This window comes from Murinocardiopsis flavida, from assembly GCF_003014485.1.
Classification (GTDB): domain Bacteria; phylum Actinomycetota; class Actinomycetes; order Streptosporangiales; family Streptosporangiaceae; genus Murinocardiopsis; species Murinocardiopsis flavida.
In genome coordinates, this window is record NZ_PYGA01000004.1 from 276,279 (window position 1) to 292,241 (window position 15,963).

Annotated in this window: 14 protein-coding genes and 1 pseudogene; 6 read left to right on the forward strand and 9 right to left on the reverse strand. The window is 72.2% G+C overall.

What is annotated here, in order from left to right; genetic code table 11:
• Window positions 1-57 precede the first annotated feature (57 nt).
• The 3 genes from CLV63_RS08385 (at window position 58) to CLV63_RS08395 (ending at window position 3,856) form a co-directional block, all read left to right on the forward strand.
• Window positions 58-702: a LysE family translocator gene (locus tag CLV63_RS08385; protein ID WP_106582346.1), complete on the forward strand. Its 645-nt coding sequence runs from the start codon at window positions 58-60 to the stop codon at window positions 700-702.
• A gap of 177 nt (window positions 703-879) precedes the next feature.
• On the forward strand, window positions 880-2,985 hold the full coding sequence (locus CLV63_RS08390) for a molybdopterin-dependent oxidoreductase (RefSeq protein ID WP_106582347.1): 2,106 nt from the start codon (window positions 880-882) through the stop codon (window positions 2,983-2,985).
• 55 nt (window positions 2,986-3,040) lie between these two features.
• Complete coding sequence (locus tag CLV63_RS08395; protein ID WP_106582348.1) at window positions 3,041-3,856, forward strand: alpha/beta fold hydrolase; 816 nt, start codon at window positions 3,041-3,043, stop codon at window positions 3,854-3,856.
• On the opposite strand, the gene CLV63_RS08400 is transcribed toward CLV63_RS08395, so the two are convergent.
• The 3 genes from CLV63_RS08400 to CLV63_RS08410 form a co-directional block, all read right to left on the reverse strand.
• Entirely contained in the window at window positions 3,835-4,053 is a 219-nt protein-coding gene (locus CLV63_RS08400; RefSeq protein ID WP_106582349.1) for a DUF3099 domain-containing protein, read from the reverse strand. The genes CLV63_RS08395 and CLV63_RS08400 overlap by 22 nt on opposite strands.
• Window positions 4,050-4,997, reverse strand: a complete 948-nt coding sequence (locus tag CLV63_RS08405; RefSeq protein WP_106582350.1) for an oxygenase MpaB family protein — start codon at window positions 4,995-4,997, stop codon at window positions 4,050-4,052. The genes CLV63_RS08400 and CLV63_RS08405 overlap by 4 nt, the downstream gene beginning before the upstream one ends.
• A gap of 173 nt (window positions 4,998-5,170) precedes the next feature.
• Window positions 5,171-6,208, reverse strand: coding sequence for a nitronate monooxygenase (locus CLV63_RS08410; protein ID WP_106582351.1), 1,038 nt, complete (start codon window positions 6,206-6,208; stop codon window positions 5,171-5,173).
• Window positions 6,209-6,917: 709 nt separating this feature from the next.
• On the opposite strand from CLV63_RS08410, the gene CLV63_RS08415 reads away from it, so the two are divergent.
• Window positions 6,918-7,118 (forward strand): hypothetical protein, encoded by a 201-nt coding sequence (locus CLV63_RS08415; protein WP_106582352.1) that lies wholly within the window; start codon window positions 6,918-6,920, stop codon window positions 7,116-7,118.
• A 54-nt stretch (window positions 7,119-7,172) separates the two neighbouring features.
• On the opposite strand, the gene CLV63_RS08420 is transcribed toward CLV63_RS08415, so the two are convergent.
• Both CLV63_RS08420 and CLV63_RS08425 read right to left on the reverse strand, forming a co-directional pair.
• A complete protein-coding gene (locus CLV63_RS08420) occupies window positions 7,173-7,658 on the reverse strand; it encodes a hypothetical protein (protein ID WP_106582353.1) in 486 nt (161 codons plus the stop codon).
• Between the two features lie 152 nt (window positions 7,659-7,810).
• Entirely contained in the window at window positions 7,811-8,782 is a 972-nt protein-coding gene (locus CLV63_RS08425; RefSeq protein WP_106582354.1) for a threonine ammonia-lyase, read from the reverse strand.
• Window positions 8,783-9,047: 265 nt separating this feature from the next.
• On the opposite strand from CLV63_RS08425, the pseudogene CLV63_RS35230 reads away from it, so the two are divergent.
• Window positions 9,048-9,212: pseudogene (locus tag CLV63_RS35230) on the forward strand (transposase); the annotation flags it as partial.
• A 437-nt stretch (window positions 9,213-9,649) separates the two neighbouring features.
• Here CLV63_RS35230 and CLV63_RS33150 read toward each other — a convergent pair.
• Entirely contained in the window at window positions 9,650-10,264 is a 615-nt protein-coding gene (locus CLV63_RS33150; protein ID WP_146165528.1) for a hypothetical protein, read from the reverse strand.
• An 847-nt stretch (window positions 10,265-11,111) separates the two neighbouring features.
• Between CLV63_RS33150 and CLV63_RS08440 the strand changes: the two genes are divergently transcribed.
• A complete protein-coding gene (locus CLV63_RS08440) occupies window positions 11,112-11,888 on the forward strand; it encodes a sulfite exporter TauE/SafE family protein (RefSeq protein ID WP_106582356.1) in 777 nt (258 codons plus the stop codon).
• Between the two features lie 22 nt (window positions 11,889-11,910).
• Here CLV63_RS08440 and CLV63_RS08445 read toward each other — a convergent pair whose 3' ends face one another.
• From CLV63_RS08445 to CLV63_RS08455, 3 genes are all read right to left on the reverse strand, one after another.
• Window positions 11,911-12,585: a maleylpyruvate isomerase N-terminal domain-containing protein gene (locus CLV63_RS08445; protein ID WP_146165529.1), complete on the reverse strand. Its 675-nt coding sequence runs from the start codon at window positions 12,583-12,585 to the stop codon at window positions 11,911-11,913.
• A gap of 155 nt (window positions 12,586-12,740) precedes the next feature.
• Window positions 12,741-14,864 (reverse strand): xanthine dehydrogenase family protein molybdopterin-binding subunit, encoded by a 2,124-nt coding sequence (locus CLV63_RS08450; protein ID WP_106582358.1) that lies wholly within the window; start codon window positions 14,862-14,864, stop codon window positions 12,741-12,743.
• Window positions 14,861-15,922 carry an FAD binding domain-containing protein gene (locus CLV63_RS08455; protein ID WP_106582359.1) on the reverse strand — a complete coding sequence of 354 codons (1,062 nt, stop codon included), beginning with the start codon at window positions 15,920-15,922 and terminating at the stop codon, window positions 14,861-14,863. Before CLV63_RS08455 ends, CLV63_RS08450 begins: the two co-directional genes overlap by 4 nt.
• Window positions 15,923-15,963 lie beyond the last annotated feature (41 nt).

The window sequence follows — 15,963 nt, forward strand, 5'->3', positions numbered from 1 at the left end:
CGGATCCTAGACTGGCGCCGACGCTCCCGTTGGGCGGAGCACCGTTGTGGGGGCGTGATGGTCGACGCGAGCGCTTTTGCGGGGATCGCCTTGGTGGGGCTCGGACTGGTGCTGACCCCCGGGCCGAACATGGTCTACCTGGTGTCGAGGTCGGTGACCCAGGGGCGGCGGGCCGGGTTCGTCTCGCTGGCGGGCGTCGCGGTGGGGTTCTTCGTGTACCTGGCCGCCGCCGCGCTGGGCATCGCGGCGCTGTTCGCCGTGGTGCCGCAGCTCTACCTCGCGGTCAAGCTCGCGGGAGCGGCGTACCTGCTCTGGCTCGCGTGGCAGACCGTGCGCCCCGGTGCCAGGTCGGTGTTCGACCCGCAGCCGCTGCCGACGGAGCCCGCGCGGCGGCTGTTCGCGATGGGGCTGCTCACCAACCTGCTCAACCCGAAGATCGCCATCCTGTACGTGTCGCTGCTGCCGCAGTTCGTCGACCCCTCCCACGGCAATGTCGCGGCGCAGAGCCTGGTGCTCGGGCTGGTGCAGATCGCGGTCGCCCTTGCCGTCAACGGGCTGATCGTCCTCACGGCGGGGACCTTGGCGGCGTTCCTGGGCAGGCGGCCGCTGTGGCTTCGGGTCCAGCGCTACGTCATGGGCTCCGTGCTCGCGGGACTGGCCGTGCACGTGGCCACCGACCGGTCGCGCGCCGCCGTCGCCTGAGTCCGGGCCCGGAGCCGCCCGCAACGACACTCCAGGGCGGTGCTGCTCGAGGGCAGTACGGCCACAGGGCGGTACCGCTTAAGGGCAGTGCGGCCGGAGGTCGGCGCGGCCGGAGCGCGGTGGTGCCACCCGACAATGTTGCTACAGGTGTAGCGGAATCTCTGGTAGAAATGCGCCATGAGCGGCGAGCGGACGCGCCATGGCGCGTGCACCCTGTGCGAGGCCATGTGCGGCCTGCGGGTCGGCACCAGCGGCGACCGCATCACCGCCATCCGCGGCGATCCCGACGACCCCCTGTCCCGCGGGCACATCTGCCCCAAGGCCCTCGCCCTCCAGGACGTCCGGGACGACCCCGACCGGCTGCGCCGACCCGTCCGGCGCACCGCCACCGGATGGCAGGAGATCTCCTGGCCCGAGGCGATCGCGATCACCGCCGACGGCCTGGCCGCCGCCCGGCGCGACCACGGCGCCGACGCCGTGGCCAGCTACCTCGGCAACCCCGGCGTGCACAGCCTCGGCACGATGACGCACGCCCCGCCGTTCGTGCGCATGCTGGGCAGCCGCAACCGGTTCACCGCCACCTCACTCGACCAGCTCCCGCACCACGTCGTCAGCAGGCACCTCTACGGGCACCAGTGGCTGCTGCCCGTCCCCGACATCGACCGCACCGATCACCTGCTGGTCTTCGGCGCCAACCCCGCGGTCTCCAACGGCAGCCTCATGACCGCCCCCGGGATCGTGCGCCGGATCCGCGCGCTGCGCGAACGCGGCGGGACCCTCGTCCTGTTCGACCCCCGCAGGACCGAGACCGCCCGGCTCGCCGACGAGCACCACTTCGTGCGGCCCGGCACCGACGCCGCGCTGCTGCTCGCCATGGTCCGCGTCATCCTGGACGAGGGCCGCGCCGCCCCGGCCGCCTACGTCGACGGCCTCGACCGGGTGGGCGCGGCCGTCGACCCGTTCACCCCGGACCGCGCCGCCGCGGCCACCGGGGTGGCGGCGGCGACCATCGTCCGGGTCGCCCGCGACTTCGCCGCCGCCGGAGCGGCCGCCGCCTACGGCCGCACCGGGGTGTCCACCCAGCGCCACGGCGCACTGTGCCATTGGGGGATCCAGCTCCTCAACGTGGTCACCGGCAACCTGGACCGGCCCGGCGGCACCCTGCTCTCCCGCCCCGCGGTCGACCCGATCCGATCGGGCCTGCTCGACTCCGGGCACGGCGGCCGCTGGCACAGCCGCGTCCGCGGCCTGCCCGAGTTCGGCGGCGACCTGCCCGCGAGCGCCCTCGCCGAGGAGATCGGCACGCCGGGCCCGGGCCGGGTGCGGGCGCTGCTCACCGTGGCCGGCAACCCGGTCCTGTCCGCACCCGGCGGCCGGCGGACGGACGCCGCGCTGGCGGGGCTGGACTTCATGGCGGCCGTGGACTTCCACATCAACGAGACGACCAGGCACGCCCACGTCATCCTGCCGCCGACGGCCCCGCTCGAACGCGACCACTACGACCTGGTGTTCCACATGCTCGCCGTGCGCGACACCGCCCGCTACACCCCCGCTCCCCTCCCCCGGCCCGAGGACGCGCTGCACGACTGGGAGATCCTGCGCGACCTGTCCCGCGCCTACCGCCGCCGCGTCCGCCGCGCCGGACGCTGGGCGGACCGGCTGGCACTCGCCTGTTCACCCGCCCTGCTGGTCGACCTGGGCCTGCGCGCGGGCCCCTACCGGTTGTCGCTGCGCGCGCTCGCCGCGCACCCCAGCGGTGTCGACCTCGGGCCGCTGAAACCGTCCCTGCCGAAGCGGCTCGCGACCCGCGGAAAGCGCGTCGACGCCGGGCCGGCGGAGCTGACCGGCGCTGCGGCGGACGCCGCCGGCGCGCTCCTCGCCCCCGCGGACGGAGGGCTGCTCCTCATCGGCCGCCGCCACGTGCGTGCGAACAACTCCTGGATGCACAACCATGCGCGGCTGGTCAAGGGTGCGCCGCGGCACCACCTCCTCGTCCACCCCGATGACCTGGCCGAGCGCGGGATCGCCGACGGCGAGCGGGTCCGGCTCCGTTCGGCCGAGGGCGCCGTGGAGGTCGAGATCGCGGCCAGCGCCGACGTGATGCCCGGTGCGGTGAGCCTGCCGCACGGGTACGGCCACGACCGGCCCGGTGTCCGGCTCGGCGTCGCCGCCGCGGTGGCGGGCGCCAGCGCCAACGACGTCACCGACCCCGCCGAGACCGACGCTGCCTCGGGCGCCGCGGTGCTCAACGGCGTCCCGGTCACCGTGGAGCGGATCGCGTGAGCAGCACGCTCCCGGGATGGGCGTGACGGGGTCCGCGCGGGTACGACTAACGGGGATGGACACGAACCGCATCTTCTCCGAGCGGCGGGGGCACGGCAGCCCATTGGTGCTGCTGCACGGGCTGGGGCACCGGGGGCAGGCGTGGTACCCGGCGCTGAACGCCCTCAGCGCCCGGCACGAGGTCTTCGCGATCGACCTCCCGGGTTTCGGCCGCTCCCCGGCACCTGATCCCAACGAGCCGTATACGGTCCTCTCGCTGACCGACACCATCCAGGAGTGGTGCGCGGGCATGGGGTTGGACCGGCCCCACCTGGCGGGCAACTCACTCGGCGGCGCGATCGCCCTGGAACTCGCGGTGCGCGGCGCTGCGGCGTCGGTGACCGCGCTGGCGCCGATCGGCTTCGGGTCGCCGCGCAGCGAGGCCCGGACCCGGCTGCTCGCGCTCGGCGCCCCGGTCGCGGCGCTCATCCCCGAGTCCGTCCGGCTCGCCGCGGCGGGCAGCCGGCCGGGCCGGGCACTGGCGCGGCGGGTCCTGCGCGGCAGCATCACCGGCGCGCACACCCGCCAGGTGACCTTCGACGCGCGGGCGCTGTCGAGCGGGTCGTCCCTCGTCCGCCTCGCCCGCGAGGTCGCGGCCTACCACTACCGGCAGCGGGAGATCGCCTGCCCGGTGACCATCGCCTGGGGCGACGGCGACCGAGTGCTGCCGCCCGGGAACGCGCGGCGCGCCCTGCGCCGGGTCCCCCACGCGCACCTGGTGGTCCTGCTGGGGTGCGGCCACATCCCCGTCGCCGACGCGCCCGGCGTGGTCGCCGACACCATCCTGCGCACCTGCGCCGAGGCGGAGGGTCACCGCGCGTTGGGCCCGTAGCGGGTGTCGACCTCACCCGGATCGTCGGGGTCGCCGGAGTTGCCGACGATGGCGGCGATCGGCGGCAGCACCATGGCGACCAGGCACATCGCCAGGGCCCACCCGGTACCGGCGAGGTACCACACGGGCAGCGACCCCGCGAACAGCACCAGGCAGGCCGTCATGAGCCAGGCGTACCTCCGCACCCGCCGCTTCATGCCTCCAGGCTACGCCTGCGCCCCGGCGGCGCCGGGTCCGCGCGCCGGCCAGGTGTCGGCCAGGTGTCGGGGTCGCCCAACCCCACGAACCCGCGCCGCAGGTCATAGCCTGCCGCCACCAGCCGCTCCCGCGCCGCGACCGAGCGGCGGATGGTGACCTCGTCGAACAGCTTGTTGTAGAGCGCCTGCGGGCTCGCGTGCAGGACCGAGCGCAGCACGCCCAGGGCGGCGGTCGCCGCAGGCTGCGTACCGGGGACCTCGGGCAGGACCGCGTAGGCGCGGCGGGCCCACGCGGGGAGGGTGTGGTAGGCGAGCGCGCCCACCGGGAACCACAGCGGTTTCAGCGGCGCCAGCCCCTTCAGCCGCTCCGGTACGGCCGGCCACAGCAGGAACCGGACGGCCCGCACCGCCTCAGGGGTCGCGCGCAGTACCGGCCGCACCCCGGCCAGGTAGCGGCGCATCTCCGGCACCGAGGCGGGGACGTCGACGGGGCGCAGCCCGACGTAGGCCGCCATGCGGGCCTGCTCGGCGAAGTAGCGGTCGGCGTCGCCCGGTGCGAGCCGCAGCCCGGCCCGCACGACCACCTCCAGGTAGGACACGACCTCGGCGCAGTGGACCCACAGGAGGAGGTCGGGATCGTCGGGGCGGTGCCGCCGGCCGGTCGCGGGGTCGGTGAACCCGAGCCGGCGGTGGACGGCGCGCACCCGCCCGGCCAGCGTCTCGGCCTCCGCGGGGCTGCCGTAGGTGGTGGTTGCGACGTAGTCGGCCGTGCGCAGCAGCCGCCCGGTCGGGTCGGCCATGAAGTCCGACCGCTGCCATACCCCCTGCATGGCGACCGGGTGCAGCGCCTGGAGCATCAGGCTGCGCACACCGGCCACCCACATGGCGCGGTCCAGGTGCACCCGCCAGGTGACGCTCTGCGGTGCCGCGACGGTGGGCTCCATGGCCGACGGCTCCCTTCTCCGCTTCCCGGCTACGTTTTCCGGCTACGTTCCCCTGCTCCGGTGCGGTCCGCCGGTCCCATGGCGCGCCGCGGGACCATCCGATCACCGGCCGCGCCGCGGTGTCCAGGCGCGCCCGGGCGGGCCACCCCGTGGAGAAGGGTCGACCACCGCGCTCAGAGTCCGGCGGCGATCCCCGCGACCACATCGGCGGCGGGACCGGCCGCAGCGGACCGGAAGGACGTCCCGGCCCACAGGTGCAGGGTGTCGGCGTCGCCGACCCGGGCCGCCTCGGCGCGCAGCGGTCCGGTGAGGTAGTGCACGTGCGGATAGGCGGCCGGGGCGTGCGCGCTGTGGCGGCGCAGGAACGCGTTGGCGAGACCGCGCGCGCTGCGGCCGCTGAACGCCCGTGTCACGGCGGTGCGCTGGAAGCGTTCGTCCGCGAGCGCGTCCTTGTGGGTCGCTTTGGCTCCGCTCTCCGCCGTCCGCAGGAACGCGGTGCCCGCCTGGGCGGCGACGGCGCCCGCGGCGCGGACCGAGTGCGCCGCGTCGGCATCGGCGATCCCGCCCGCCGCGACGAGGGGCAGGGCGACGGCGGCGCGCACCTCCGCCAGCACCTGCTCCAGGGTGGCCGCGGCGCCGCGGCGGCCGGTGTCATCGAAGGTCCCGCGGTGCCCGCCCGCTTCCGGGCCCTGGACGCACAGTGCGTCGGCACCGGATCGGGCCGCCGCCGACGCCTCGGCGGCGCTGGTGACCGTGACGGTCACGACGGTCCCGGCCTTGCGCAGCGCCGCCACGGCGCGCTCGGGCGGGAGGCCGAAGGTGAAACCGACGTGCGGCACCGGGTCGGCGATCAGGGCGTCGACCTTGGCGGCGAAGTCGTCGTCGTGCCAGCGGGGCTCGCCCAATTCGACGCCGAGCGTGCGGGCCTCGGGTTCGAGGCGGGCCCGGTAGGCGCGCAGCGCCGCCGGGTCGGCGCGGTCGGGTCCGGGCACGAACAGGTTGACGCCGAACGGGCGGTCGGTGCGCAGGCGGGTCAGCCGGATCTGCTCGGCCATGGCCTCGGTGCTGCGGTACCCGGCGGCGAGGAAGCCGAGCGCCCCCGCTCCCGCGACGGCGGCGACGAGGTCCGGTGTGCTCGCCCCGCCCGCCATCGGCGCCGCGATCAGCGGCACGTCGACGCCGTCGAGGACACCACCCGAACCGCGCACCATGACCCCCAGTCTCGACCGCCGCCCGGCCGACCTGCGTCCCGATCAAGGTCACCGCCGGGGGTGATCGGGACGCACCGCGACTCGTGGATCAATGGTAGAAGACGCAGGTGTCCGGGCGCGAGGACACCCTTACCCCAAGAGGACAGTGCCCAGGCTGCCACTGCGCGGAACAGCCGCAGGCGTCCGGGGGCGAGAACGTCCTAGCCCCAAGGGACAGGAGCCAGGCTGCCGGAAAGCCTGCGCAGCAGCGACGGTCGACGCACACCCGCGCTATGACCGTCGGGCCCGGCGCCGCACGGAACCCACCGCAACCACGCCCATTACCAAATCCGCGCCAGCACCGCAGCACCCCGCCACGCGATCAGTGCGTGGCAGGGCCTGAGCACCGAACCTCAACGTCTGCTTCGGCCGTCGCTGCTGCGCAGCCGCCTGGCAGCCCAGCCCAGGTCCGCTGGGGGCAAGGACGCTCTCGGCACCCACCCCCGGCATGCAGCCGAGGCCACGACCCACCCACCCCCGTACCAGGCCAAGACCCGCCCTCGAAGTCAACGGCATGGGAGACGTGCGGAACCGGATCACATGACGCAGTTCACTTTCAAGAACAGTGCATGCTTTGGTGAACGGTGATTACTCTTGATCTCAGGCCGGTTCGCGGATCCGCGAACCGGCCGGTCCCAGCAACGATCCCCCGCAAGAGAGGCGGCAGCGCATGGTCGACGGAGAACTCATCAGCACCGGGCTCGTCCTCCTCTGCGTCGGCATCGCCGTCGTCTTCGCGGGCGGGGTCGCGCTGATCGTCAGGCAGGCGCTCGCGCCCGACGACGGCGGGGCGCCCGAGAGGCCCGAGGCCGCGGACGCCCCCGGCGCCCGTCCGGCCCCCGCCCCCGAGCGCGTCCACGCGGCGGTCTGACCGCGCCGCCACCGTCGTCCCCGCCGTCGCCGATCCCGCGCCGCCCCCGCGGCGCTACGCCGATCCGGCGAGCAGGTCCGAGCGCCACGCGTCGACGTCGCGGCCGATGACGATGTGGCGGTGGAAGCTCTCCCGCTCGTGCCCGATCACGGCCAGCTCCCACAGGCACGGCCCCACGCCCAGGGACGTCTGGCGCAGCGCGCCCGGGTCGGCGCGCGGCCCGGTGAACGTGGTCAACCGGGTCATGAACCCGGTGGTCCAGTTCATGACGACGACGTAGTCGCCGTCGGCGCCGCGGTGCACCAGTGCGGCCCCGAGCCCCGTCCCGCCCAGTTCCGCGTCGAGGGCGGACTGCGCCACCGCGAGGACGCGCGCCCGTTCCAGCAGCGCGTGATCCGGCCAGTCGGCGGGCGCCGCGATCGCGTAGGCCTTCAGCAGCCGGTCCCCGTCGTCCCATACGCCGACGCCGCGGATGTCGCGCGGCGCGTACGCCCGGCTCATCTCCGCCAGCGCCTGCTGGTCGATGCCGTGTGCACCCATTGTTGTACTTCCCCCGTTGTGTTCGTCGGTTTCCGACCGCCGCGGCCCGGACCGGGCCGTCCCGGTCCGGGGCGTCCGGGCGGCCGCGCACCTGCTTGTTCGTAGCCGGCCTTCTTGTGGCCGGTTGTACGTGGCCGGTTGTACGTGGCCGGCTATGCGTGGCCGGTCGGCGGCACCAGGGTCTCGGCGAGCAGTGCCGGTTCGACGTTGCCGCCCGAGACCACGGCGACGGTGCGCCCGGCCGGTGCCTCCTCGGCCGTGACACGTCCCGCGAGGAACGCGGCCGAGGCGAGTGCCCCACTCGGTTCGGCCACGATCCGGGCGTCGCGTGCCAGCGCGGCCATCGCGGTGCGGATCTCATCTTCGGTGACCGTCACGATTTTCTCAATTCGGGCCCGTACATGCGCGAACGTCCGTTCCGAGAGGCCGACGCGCACCCCGTCGGCGATGGTGCGGTGCGTGCGTTCGGGCGGCCAGGGCACGAGCCGCCCCGCGGCGAGGCTCTCCGCGGCGTCGGCGGCGAGTTCGGGCTCGACGCCGATGACCGCGACGTCGGGGCGCAGCGCCCGCACCGCTGTGGCGACCCCCGACGCCAGTCCCCCGCCGCCCACGGGCACCAGCACGGTGGCGACGTCGGGGACGTCGGCCAGGACCTCCAGGCCGATCGTCCCCTGCCCGGCGATGACATCCGGATGGTCGAAGGGCGGGATCGGGGTCAGGCCCCGCTCGGCCGCCAGCCGTGCGACGGTCGGCTCGCGTTCCGCCGGCGGCACCAGCACGACCTCGGCGCCGAAGCGGCGCATGGCGGCCACCTTCACCGGCGGCGCGTTCTCCGGGGTCACCACCGTGCAGCTCACCCCGGCGGCGCGGGCGGCGTAGGCGAGCGCCTGCCCGTGGTTACCCGAGGAGTGGGTGACCACTCCGGCGGCGCGGATGCCCGGTTCCAGGCACGCCAGGGCGTTCGTCGCGCCGCGCAGCTTGAACGCGCCGACCTGTTGCAGGTTCTCCGGTTTCACCCACAGCCCGCCGCGCGCGGTGTCGCAGTGCAGGACCGGTGTGCGCAGGACCTTGCCCTGCACGCGTTCCGCGGCGGCCCGGACGTCGTCGATCGAGATGAGTTCCATCCCCGCAGTATGCAAGGCGGCACGACACGGCTCCTGCGAAGGCGGGACGCGGCACCCCAAGGCCGTAGACTAAGGGCTTGCTTTTTGGATCCGCTGCGGCATGAGAATTTTGCCTGCAAGGATAGCTATCGTGTTCCGACGCCATGAACTCAGCGACGCCGAGTGGCGAGGTGCCCCGAGGTTTCCGGACAGGCACCCAATACGATGGACTTACAAGGAGACGAGGGGGAAATTGGCCAAGGCCACCAACTAATCGCCGGAATTCCGCGAGGAAACAGTCAAGCAGGTCATCGAGACGCTGCACCCGATCAAGCAGGTCGCACGCGACCTGGATATCAGTTCTGAGACCCTGCGAAACTGGGTCCGCACGCACAGCGGGAGATCCCCAAGGAAATTCCCGTCCTCGACACGACGGACCGCGCCCGGCTGAGGAAACTCGCGACCTCAGGACCAACCTCGCCGCGAGAATTTATCGGAAGGCCGCCCAGACGATACCCCTTCTGCCTTGTAAGTTCGATTGATTCCCGCAGTTCGGCTGAACTTCATCAGCGATCACGAAGTCCAGAGCCACGCCAATCGTCTGCCCTCCTAACTTACCAATCTAACGTTCTAGATGATTTCGCAGCACTACCTGAATATCAGCTCGACCTACACGTGGAATTACTAGCCAATAGTCAACGCCTTCATATTCAATCAAGATTGAAATAGTTCTCCGTATTACTACGGGAGTCTGGCATACCACTCTCAATGTTGACCCACCCACAATGTGAGCAATTGGACCGTTGTTGCTTACACAAATGCTCCACACGGAAGGGGAAATAACGTGGAATACGGCTCCGATCACCCACCATTCCTGCTTTGTTGATATCATTTCAAGTCCTCATTGAATAGAATATCGAAGACTTGACCATCTTTGAACTGGTCCAACTTAGGAACCGGACTCATTGGCGCCTTGAGAGCAAGCCTTGGAGTGGATGACGTTTCCTTTTCGAGTCCAAGATAGATTCGCATTCTCAATTGGAAATAGGCTATTGCCTCTATAGTTTCTTCCCTAATGCGCATGACTCCTTTTTTGGCACTAATATCGCCTAGCAAATGGAGCGCACATTCCACCAGGATGAGTGAAGCCTGGTTTGTATCATCGTCTGCGTACAGCCGCAGCTTGCCATTGAGAATACTAATACGCCGAAAATGGACCATCGCCTCAGCATGGATCGCCAAAATCTCGTCTGGTCTGGCCCTACGAAGTCGCTCCGAGGCATCTGTTGCCCAGTAATGGAAATCTGCATTCGCGCCAATGAATTCTTCGGCAATTGGCACTGCTCCAGCCCTCCGATTCTCAAGGTTCTGGATTTGCAGCTTATCGATCTCAAGTTTTCGAGTTCCCGATTGAGCTAGATATGTCGCCACTAGTGTCGCAGTTACGCTAATAAGAACGACCAGAATTTGGGTTGCTGCGACTACCAAATTAGGTGCTTTCATTGAAGGGGACGGCCATCAGCAAGCGTTCTCTCGAGCTGCGGCATTATCATGGACGATGCAACGTGTTATAAACACATAGATCATACATGTTCCCCGCGAGTTGATCACGCGATTTCCTTCTTTGCGGAGCTAACTGTACACACCCAAGGCGCGATGGATCGCCACCCGTTCCGGCTCGCCGAGTGGCAGGAACATGAGATCCTGAGGCCGTTGTTCAGCGAGGTAACGTGGGATATCCAGGCTCAATATTACGTCCGTCGCTTCCGAAACGATTACCTTTCGATATCCCGGAAATGCGGCAAGTCGGAGCTGGCCGCCGGGGTCGCCCTGTACCTCCTCGTCGCCGTTGGCTAGAAGGGCACGGAGATCTACGATGACGCCAGCGACCACTACCAGGCAGGAAGGTCTTCGACGTCGCGGCCCGCATGGTTCGGCTCTATCCTGTGCTGTCGCAACGAGTGGTCGTGAAGGCGCACGCCAAGCGCATCGTTCAGGCGACAACCTCGGCCACAACCCGCATGGCTACATCCATGATGAGCTGCTGACCGCGCCGGATAGTTCGCTGTGGGACGCGATGCGTACTGGCGTCGGTGCTCGTACACAGCATGGTGCTTCGCACCGGCGGGTGCTCCCCAACCCCGGCGACAGCTCACCCCTTCACCAGGTCACCGGAGCGAGACAACACCCGCCCCCGTCAAGTCAACGGCTTTGGGCGGCCGCCGTGATCCCCGCCACCGGTCGCGCGCCCGGTTCCGCGGCGGAACACGCCCTGACCTGGCCTTACCTCGCCCGAGCCGCGAAGCGGGCCGGACAGCGCGCGGCGGCCCCGTCACTAGGCTTACTCCCCATGATGGTGGCGTTATTCCTGGTCGGCGCGGGTGTCCTCGCCGGGCTCACCGGGTCGATCGCGGGACTCGCGTCCCTGGTGTCCTACCCCGCTCTGCTGGCGGTCGGCCTGTCCCCCGTCGCCGCGAACGTGACCAACACGGTGTCCGTGGTGTTCAGCGGGGTGGGGTCCGTCGCCGGGTCCCGGACCGAACTGCGCGGGCAGGGCCCCCGGCTGCGCCGCCATGCGCTGACCGCCGCGCTGGGCGGCGCACTCGGCGGCAGCCTGGTGCTGGTCACCTCGGCGGACGCCTTCGAGTCCGCGGTGCCGGTGCTGGTCGGCGGCGCCTCGCTCGCCGTGCTCCTGCGGCCGCGCGCTCGGGCCGGCGGCGCGGAGCCGCCGCAGGGCCGCGGCGCCCGGCGGATCGCGCGGGTGCCGAGGGAGCTCAGGAGCACCGTCGCGGTGTTCGCGATCGGCGTGTACGGCGGCTACTTCGGCGCCGCTGCCGGTGTCATGATGCTCGCGCTGCTGCTCACCCTGCTGTCCGACACCCTGAGCCGGGTCAACGCGCTGAAGAACGCGGTGCTGCTGGCGCCCAACGCCGTCGCCGCGGTCGCGTTCGCGCTGTTCGGGCCGGTCCACTGGGCGTACGTGGGCCCGCTGGCGGCGGGGTTCCTGCTGGGCGGGATCGCGGGCCCGGCCGTGGTCCGGCGCCTGCCCGCGGCCCCGCTGCGCATCGCCATCGGGCTGGCGGGGCTCGGGCTCGCGGTGCACCTGGGCTGGGACGCCTGGGCCTGACCGCTCATCGGGGGCGGGGCGGTCACTCCACGAGGCCCACCGTCGGCATCGGGAAGACGTGCAGGTACTCCAGGACGGTGCCGACCGGCCCCTCCCACGGCAGCGCCAGCGCCTGGGCGCGGCTGCGGCGGCCGATGAGCAGCCGGGCGACGTCGAACACCCGGGCGCGCAGCCGCACGCCCGGCCGCCCCGGGCCCACCGTCCACCGGGCCTCGGCGTCGATGCACTCGATGCGCACCGCGGGGAGGTCCTCGGGCCACCCACCGCTCAACCCGGCGACGACGACGTCGGTCACCTCCGCGGCATCGCGGCGGCCGCCGGGGAAGCGCAGCGCGCCGCGGATGTCCTGCTCGTGGTGCCAGGCGTCGACGGCGGTCAGCGCCGAGCCGAGCCCCGACCGCGCGCCCAGGTGGTCCTTCATCGCCGCGGCGTTGCCGGCCCACTCGGCACGGATCTGCGCGAGGCGGCGGTCGGCGCGCTCGGAGACGTGGCGCGCGGTCCACTGGTCGTCGCCGATGTCGGCGGGCGTGGCGCCGGAGAGCACATCGGCGCTCACCCCAGCCAGGTGCGCATAGGTGTCCTTGATGGTCCACCCGGGCAGTGCCGGGACGGGCACGGCGCCGCCGTCCTCGCCGATGTCCCCCGCGATCTCCAGGAGGCGGTCCTGCGCTTCGACGTACACACGTGCGGTATCCATAGGCCCAAAATTAGCCGCCCGCTCGACAGGGCGCGCCGCGAACCCGGCGGAAACTGCCCGGGGACCAGCAGCGGGGCCCGCCTCCGAGGCGGGCCCCGCCTGGTGTCTGCGCCGGAAAAAGCGCCGGCACAGCAAGGTGGCGGCGCAGAAAGGCGCTAGCGCAGGAAGTGGTCGAGCGTCATCGGCAGCGCCCGCACCCGCACCCCCGTCGCGTGGTGGGCCGCGTTGACGATGGCGGCGGCGGTCCCCGTGATGCCGATCTCCCCGATGCCCTTGGCGCCCATGGGGTTGACGTGCGGGTCGTGCTCCTCCACCCAGTACGCCTGCACGTCGCCGATGTCGGCGTTCGCGGCGACGTGGTACGAGGCGAAGTCGTGGTTCACCACGTGCCCGAACCGCGGGTCGATGACGCTCTCCTCGTGCAGCGCCATGGACACCCCCATCGTCATCCCGCCGATGAGCTGGGAGCGCGCCGTGCGCGGGTTGATGATGCGCCCCGCGGCGAACACCCCCAGGACCCGCGGCACCCGCACCTCCCCGGTGTCGGCGCGCACCCGCACCTCGGCGAACTGGGCGCCGAAGGCGTGGGTGGAGTACCCGCGGGTGTCGGGCGGCCGCTTGAGGACGGTCGTGAGTTCCGCGCCGGCAGCGGGCTCGGTGCCGTGGCTGTCGACGAACGCCCGCGCGGCCTGGACGATGGCGGTGCCCCACGAACTGGTCCCGGCCGAACCGCCCGCGACGGTCGCGGCGGGCAGCGCCGAGTCGCCCAGCGCCAGGGCGACGTCCTCCACCGGCACCGACAGCGCGTCGGCGGCGATCTGGGTGAGCGCCGTCCAGGAACCCGTGCCGATGTCGGCCGCCCCGATCGACACCTCGTAGCGGCCCTCCCCCGCGAAGCGGATGCGCGCCGCCGAGCCGGGCATCGTGAACGCGGGGAACGTGGACGCCGCCACCCCGGTGCCGACCAGCCAGCCGTCCTCCTCGCGGACGCCGGGCCGCGGGTCGCGCCCCTCCCAGCCGAACCGGCTCGCGCCCTCGCTCAGGCAGTCGAGCAGGCCGCGGCTGGAGTAGGGCAGCCCGCTGACCGGGTCGGTGCCGGGTTCGTTGCGGACCCGCAGCTCGATCGGGTCGAGCCCGCACGCCTCCGCCAACTCGTCCATCGCCACCTCCAGCGCGAACATGCCCGGCGCGTGGCCGGGTGCGCGCATGAACGTGGCGGGGCTGATGTCGAGTTCGGCGACGCGGTGCCCGATACTGCGGTTCTCGCCCGCGTACATCATCGCGGCGCTGCCGCCCGCGTTCTCCACGAACCGCTTCAGGCGCGAGGTGTGGGTGGTCACGTCGTTGCCGACCGCGCTGATGCGGCCCTCGGCGTCGGCGCCCAACCGGACCCGCTGGACCGTCGGCGGCCGGTAACCGACGAGCTCGAACATCTGCCGCCGGGTGAGGGCGATCTTCACCGGGCGGCCCTCCAGGACCGTCGCCGCCAGGCAGGCCAGCACCAGGGGCGCGTGCACCGACCCCTTGGCGCCGAACCCGCCGCCCACGTAGGGACCGATGACCTGCACGCGCTCGGCGTCCAGCGAGAACAGGGCCGCGAGGATCCGCCGCACGATGTGCACGGCCTGGGTCCCCTCGAAGACGGTCAGCGCGCCGCCCGACCGCACCACCGTGGTGGCGTGCGGCTCCATGGGGTTGTTGTGCTGGATGGGGGTGCTGTACGCGGCGTCGACGGTGACCGCGGCCGCTGCCATGGCGGCGGCGACGTCGCCCAACTCCGTGTCGACGGTCGGCTCGGGCAGGTCGGCGCTGTCGGGCGAGAACGCGGCGTCGTGCGGCTCGGCCGCATAGTCGACGCCCACCAGCCGCGCCGCCTCGCGCGCCGTCTCCGGGGTGTCGGCGACCACCGCCGCGACGATCTGGCCCCGGTAGGACACCTCGTCGGACTGGAGCACGAGGAGCTCGCGGTCGTCGGAGGTCTGGATCATCGCCACATCGGAGTCGTCCTCCGGTGTGAGCCGCGGCGCGTTCTCGTGGCTGAGCACCGCGGCGACCCCCGGCAGCGCGGCGGCGCGCTCCCCGTGCACGGCCGTCACCCGGCCCTTGGCGATCGTGGACTGCACCGGGTGGATGTACAGAGGCGCGTGCGCGCGCTCGTCGAACGCGTGCTGCTCGAAGGCGTAGGGCGCCTGCCCGGTGACCTTGGCGAGGCCGTCGACCCGCTCCAGGTCGGCGCCCATGGCCTTCGCGTTCAGCAGGTCTGCGGTGGTCTCGGTCATCGGCCCTCCCCTTCCACTGCGTTCTCCGTGGAGTCCGCGGGATCTGCGGGTTCTGCGGGTTCCTGTGCGGGTCCCGCGGCGAGTTCCCGCAGGACGGACCCGAGCGTCGCGCGGACCAGGTCGACCTTGAACGCGTTGCCGGGCAGCGGCCGCGCCGCCGCCACCGCGGCGGTGGCCGCCGCGGCGATGCGCTCCTCGCCGGGCGCGCCGCCGCGCAGCGCGTCCTCCGCCGCGCGGGCGCGCCACGGCTTGTGCGCCACCCCGCCCAGGGCGATGCGCACGTCGCGCACCGCGCCGCCGCCGTCCAGGTCGAGCACCGCGGCGACGGAGACCAGGGCGAACGCGTAGGACGCGCGGTCGCGCACCTTGCGGTAGGTCGAGCGCGCCGCACCGGCGGGGGCGGGCAGCTCCACAGCGGTGATGAGCTCACCGTGCTCCAGCACGGTGTCGCGGTCGGGCGCGTCGCCCGGCAGCCGGTGGAACTCGTCCAGCGGGATCGTGCGCTCGCCGCCGGGCCCCAGCACGCGCACCTCGGCGTCGAGCGCGTTCAGCGCCACCGCCATGTCGGAGGGGTGCGTGGCCGCGCAGTGCTCGGAGGCGCCCAGGATCGCGTGGTAGCGCGTGAACGGCCCCTCCAGCGCCGAGCAGCCCGTGCCGGGCGCGCGCTTGTTGCACGGCGTGGTGACGTCCTCGAAGTACACGCAGCGCGTGCGCTGCATCAGGTTGCCGCCCGTGGTGGCGGCGTTGCGCAGCTGCCCCGACGCCCCGCTCAGCAGCGCCCGCGACAGCGCCGGGTAGCGGCCGCGGACCAGCGGGTGCGCGGCGAGGTCGCTGTTGCGCACCCCCGCCCCGATGCGCACGCCGCCGCCGGGCAGCTCGGCGACGTCGTCAAGGCCGATGCGGGTGACGTCGACCAGCCGGTGCGGGGCCGCCACGCCCAGCTTCATGTGGTCGACCAGGTTGGTACCGCCGCCGAGGAAGCGCGCGTCGGGGTCGGCGGCGACAGCGGCGACGGCGCCCGCGGCGTCCTCGGCCCGCTGGTAGTCGAACGGGATCATCGGACCTCCGCCCCTCCGGCCGGTGCGGCCTCACTGGTGAC

Bases quoted from the DNA above. Each gene is read 5' to 3' on its own strand.
- CLV63_RS08385 (WP_106582346.1), top strand. From the start codon at position 58: ATGGTCGACGCGAGCGCTTTTGCGGGGATCGCCTTGGTGGGGCTCGGA.
- CLV63_RS08390 (WP_106582347.1), top strand. From the start codon at position 880: ATGAGCGGCGAGCGGACGCGCCATGGCGCGTGCACCCTGTGCGAGGCC.
- CLV63_RS08395 (WP_106582348.1), top strand. From the start codon at position 3,041: ATGGACACGAACCGCATCTTCTCCGAGCGGCGGGGGCACGGCAGCCCA.
- CLV63_RS08400 (WP_106582349.1), bottom strand. From the start codon at position 4,053: ATGAAGCGGCGGGTGCGGAGGTACGCCTGGCTCATGACGGCCTGCCTG.
- CLV63_RS08405 (WP_106582350.1), bottom strand. From the start codon at position 4,997: ATGGAGCCCACCGTCGCGGCACCGCAGAGCGTCACCTGGCGGGTGCAC.
- CLV63_RS08410 (WP_106582351.1), bottom strand. From the start codon at position 6,208: ATGGTGCGCGGTTCGGGTGGTGTCCTCGACGGCGTCGACGTGCCGCTG.
- CLV63_RS08415 (WP_106582352.1), top strand. From the start codon at position 6,918: ATGGTCGACGGAGAACTCATCAGCACCGGGCTCGTCCTCCTCTGCGTC.
- CLV63_RS08420 (WP_106582353.1), bottom strand. From the start codon at position 7,658: ATGGGTGCACACGGCATCGACCAGCAGGCGCTGGCGGAGATGAGCCGG.
- CLV63_RS08425 (WP_106582354.1), bottom strand. From the start codon at position 8,782: ATGGAACTCATCTCGATCGACGACGTCCGGGCCGCCGCGGAACGCGTG.
- CLV63_RS33150 (WP_146165528.1), bottom strand. From the start codon at position 10,264: ATGAAAGCACCTAATTTGGTAGTCGCAGCAACCCAAATTCTGGTCGTT.
- CLV63_RS08440 (WP_106582356.1), top strand. From the start codon at position 11,112: ATGATGGTGGCGTTATTCCTGGTCGGCGCGGGTGTCCTCGCCGGGCTC.
- CLV63_RS08445 (WP_146165529.1), bottom strand. From the start codon at position 12,585: ATGGATACCGCACGTGTGTACGTCGAAGCGCAGGACCGCCTCCTGGAG.
- CLV63_RS08450 (WP_106582358.1), bottom strand. From the start codon at position 14,864: ATGACCGAGACCACCGCAGACCTGCTGAACGCGAAGGCCATGGGCGCC.
- CLV63_RS08455 (WP_106582359.1), bottom strand. From the start codon at position 15,922: ATGATCCCGTTCGACTACCAGCGGGCCGAGGACGCCGCGGGCGCCGTC.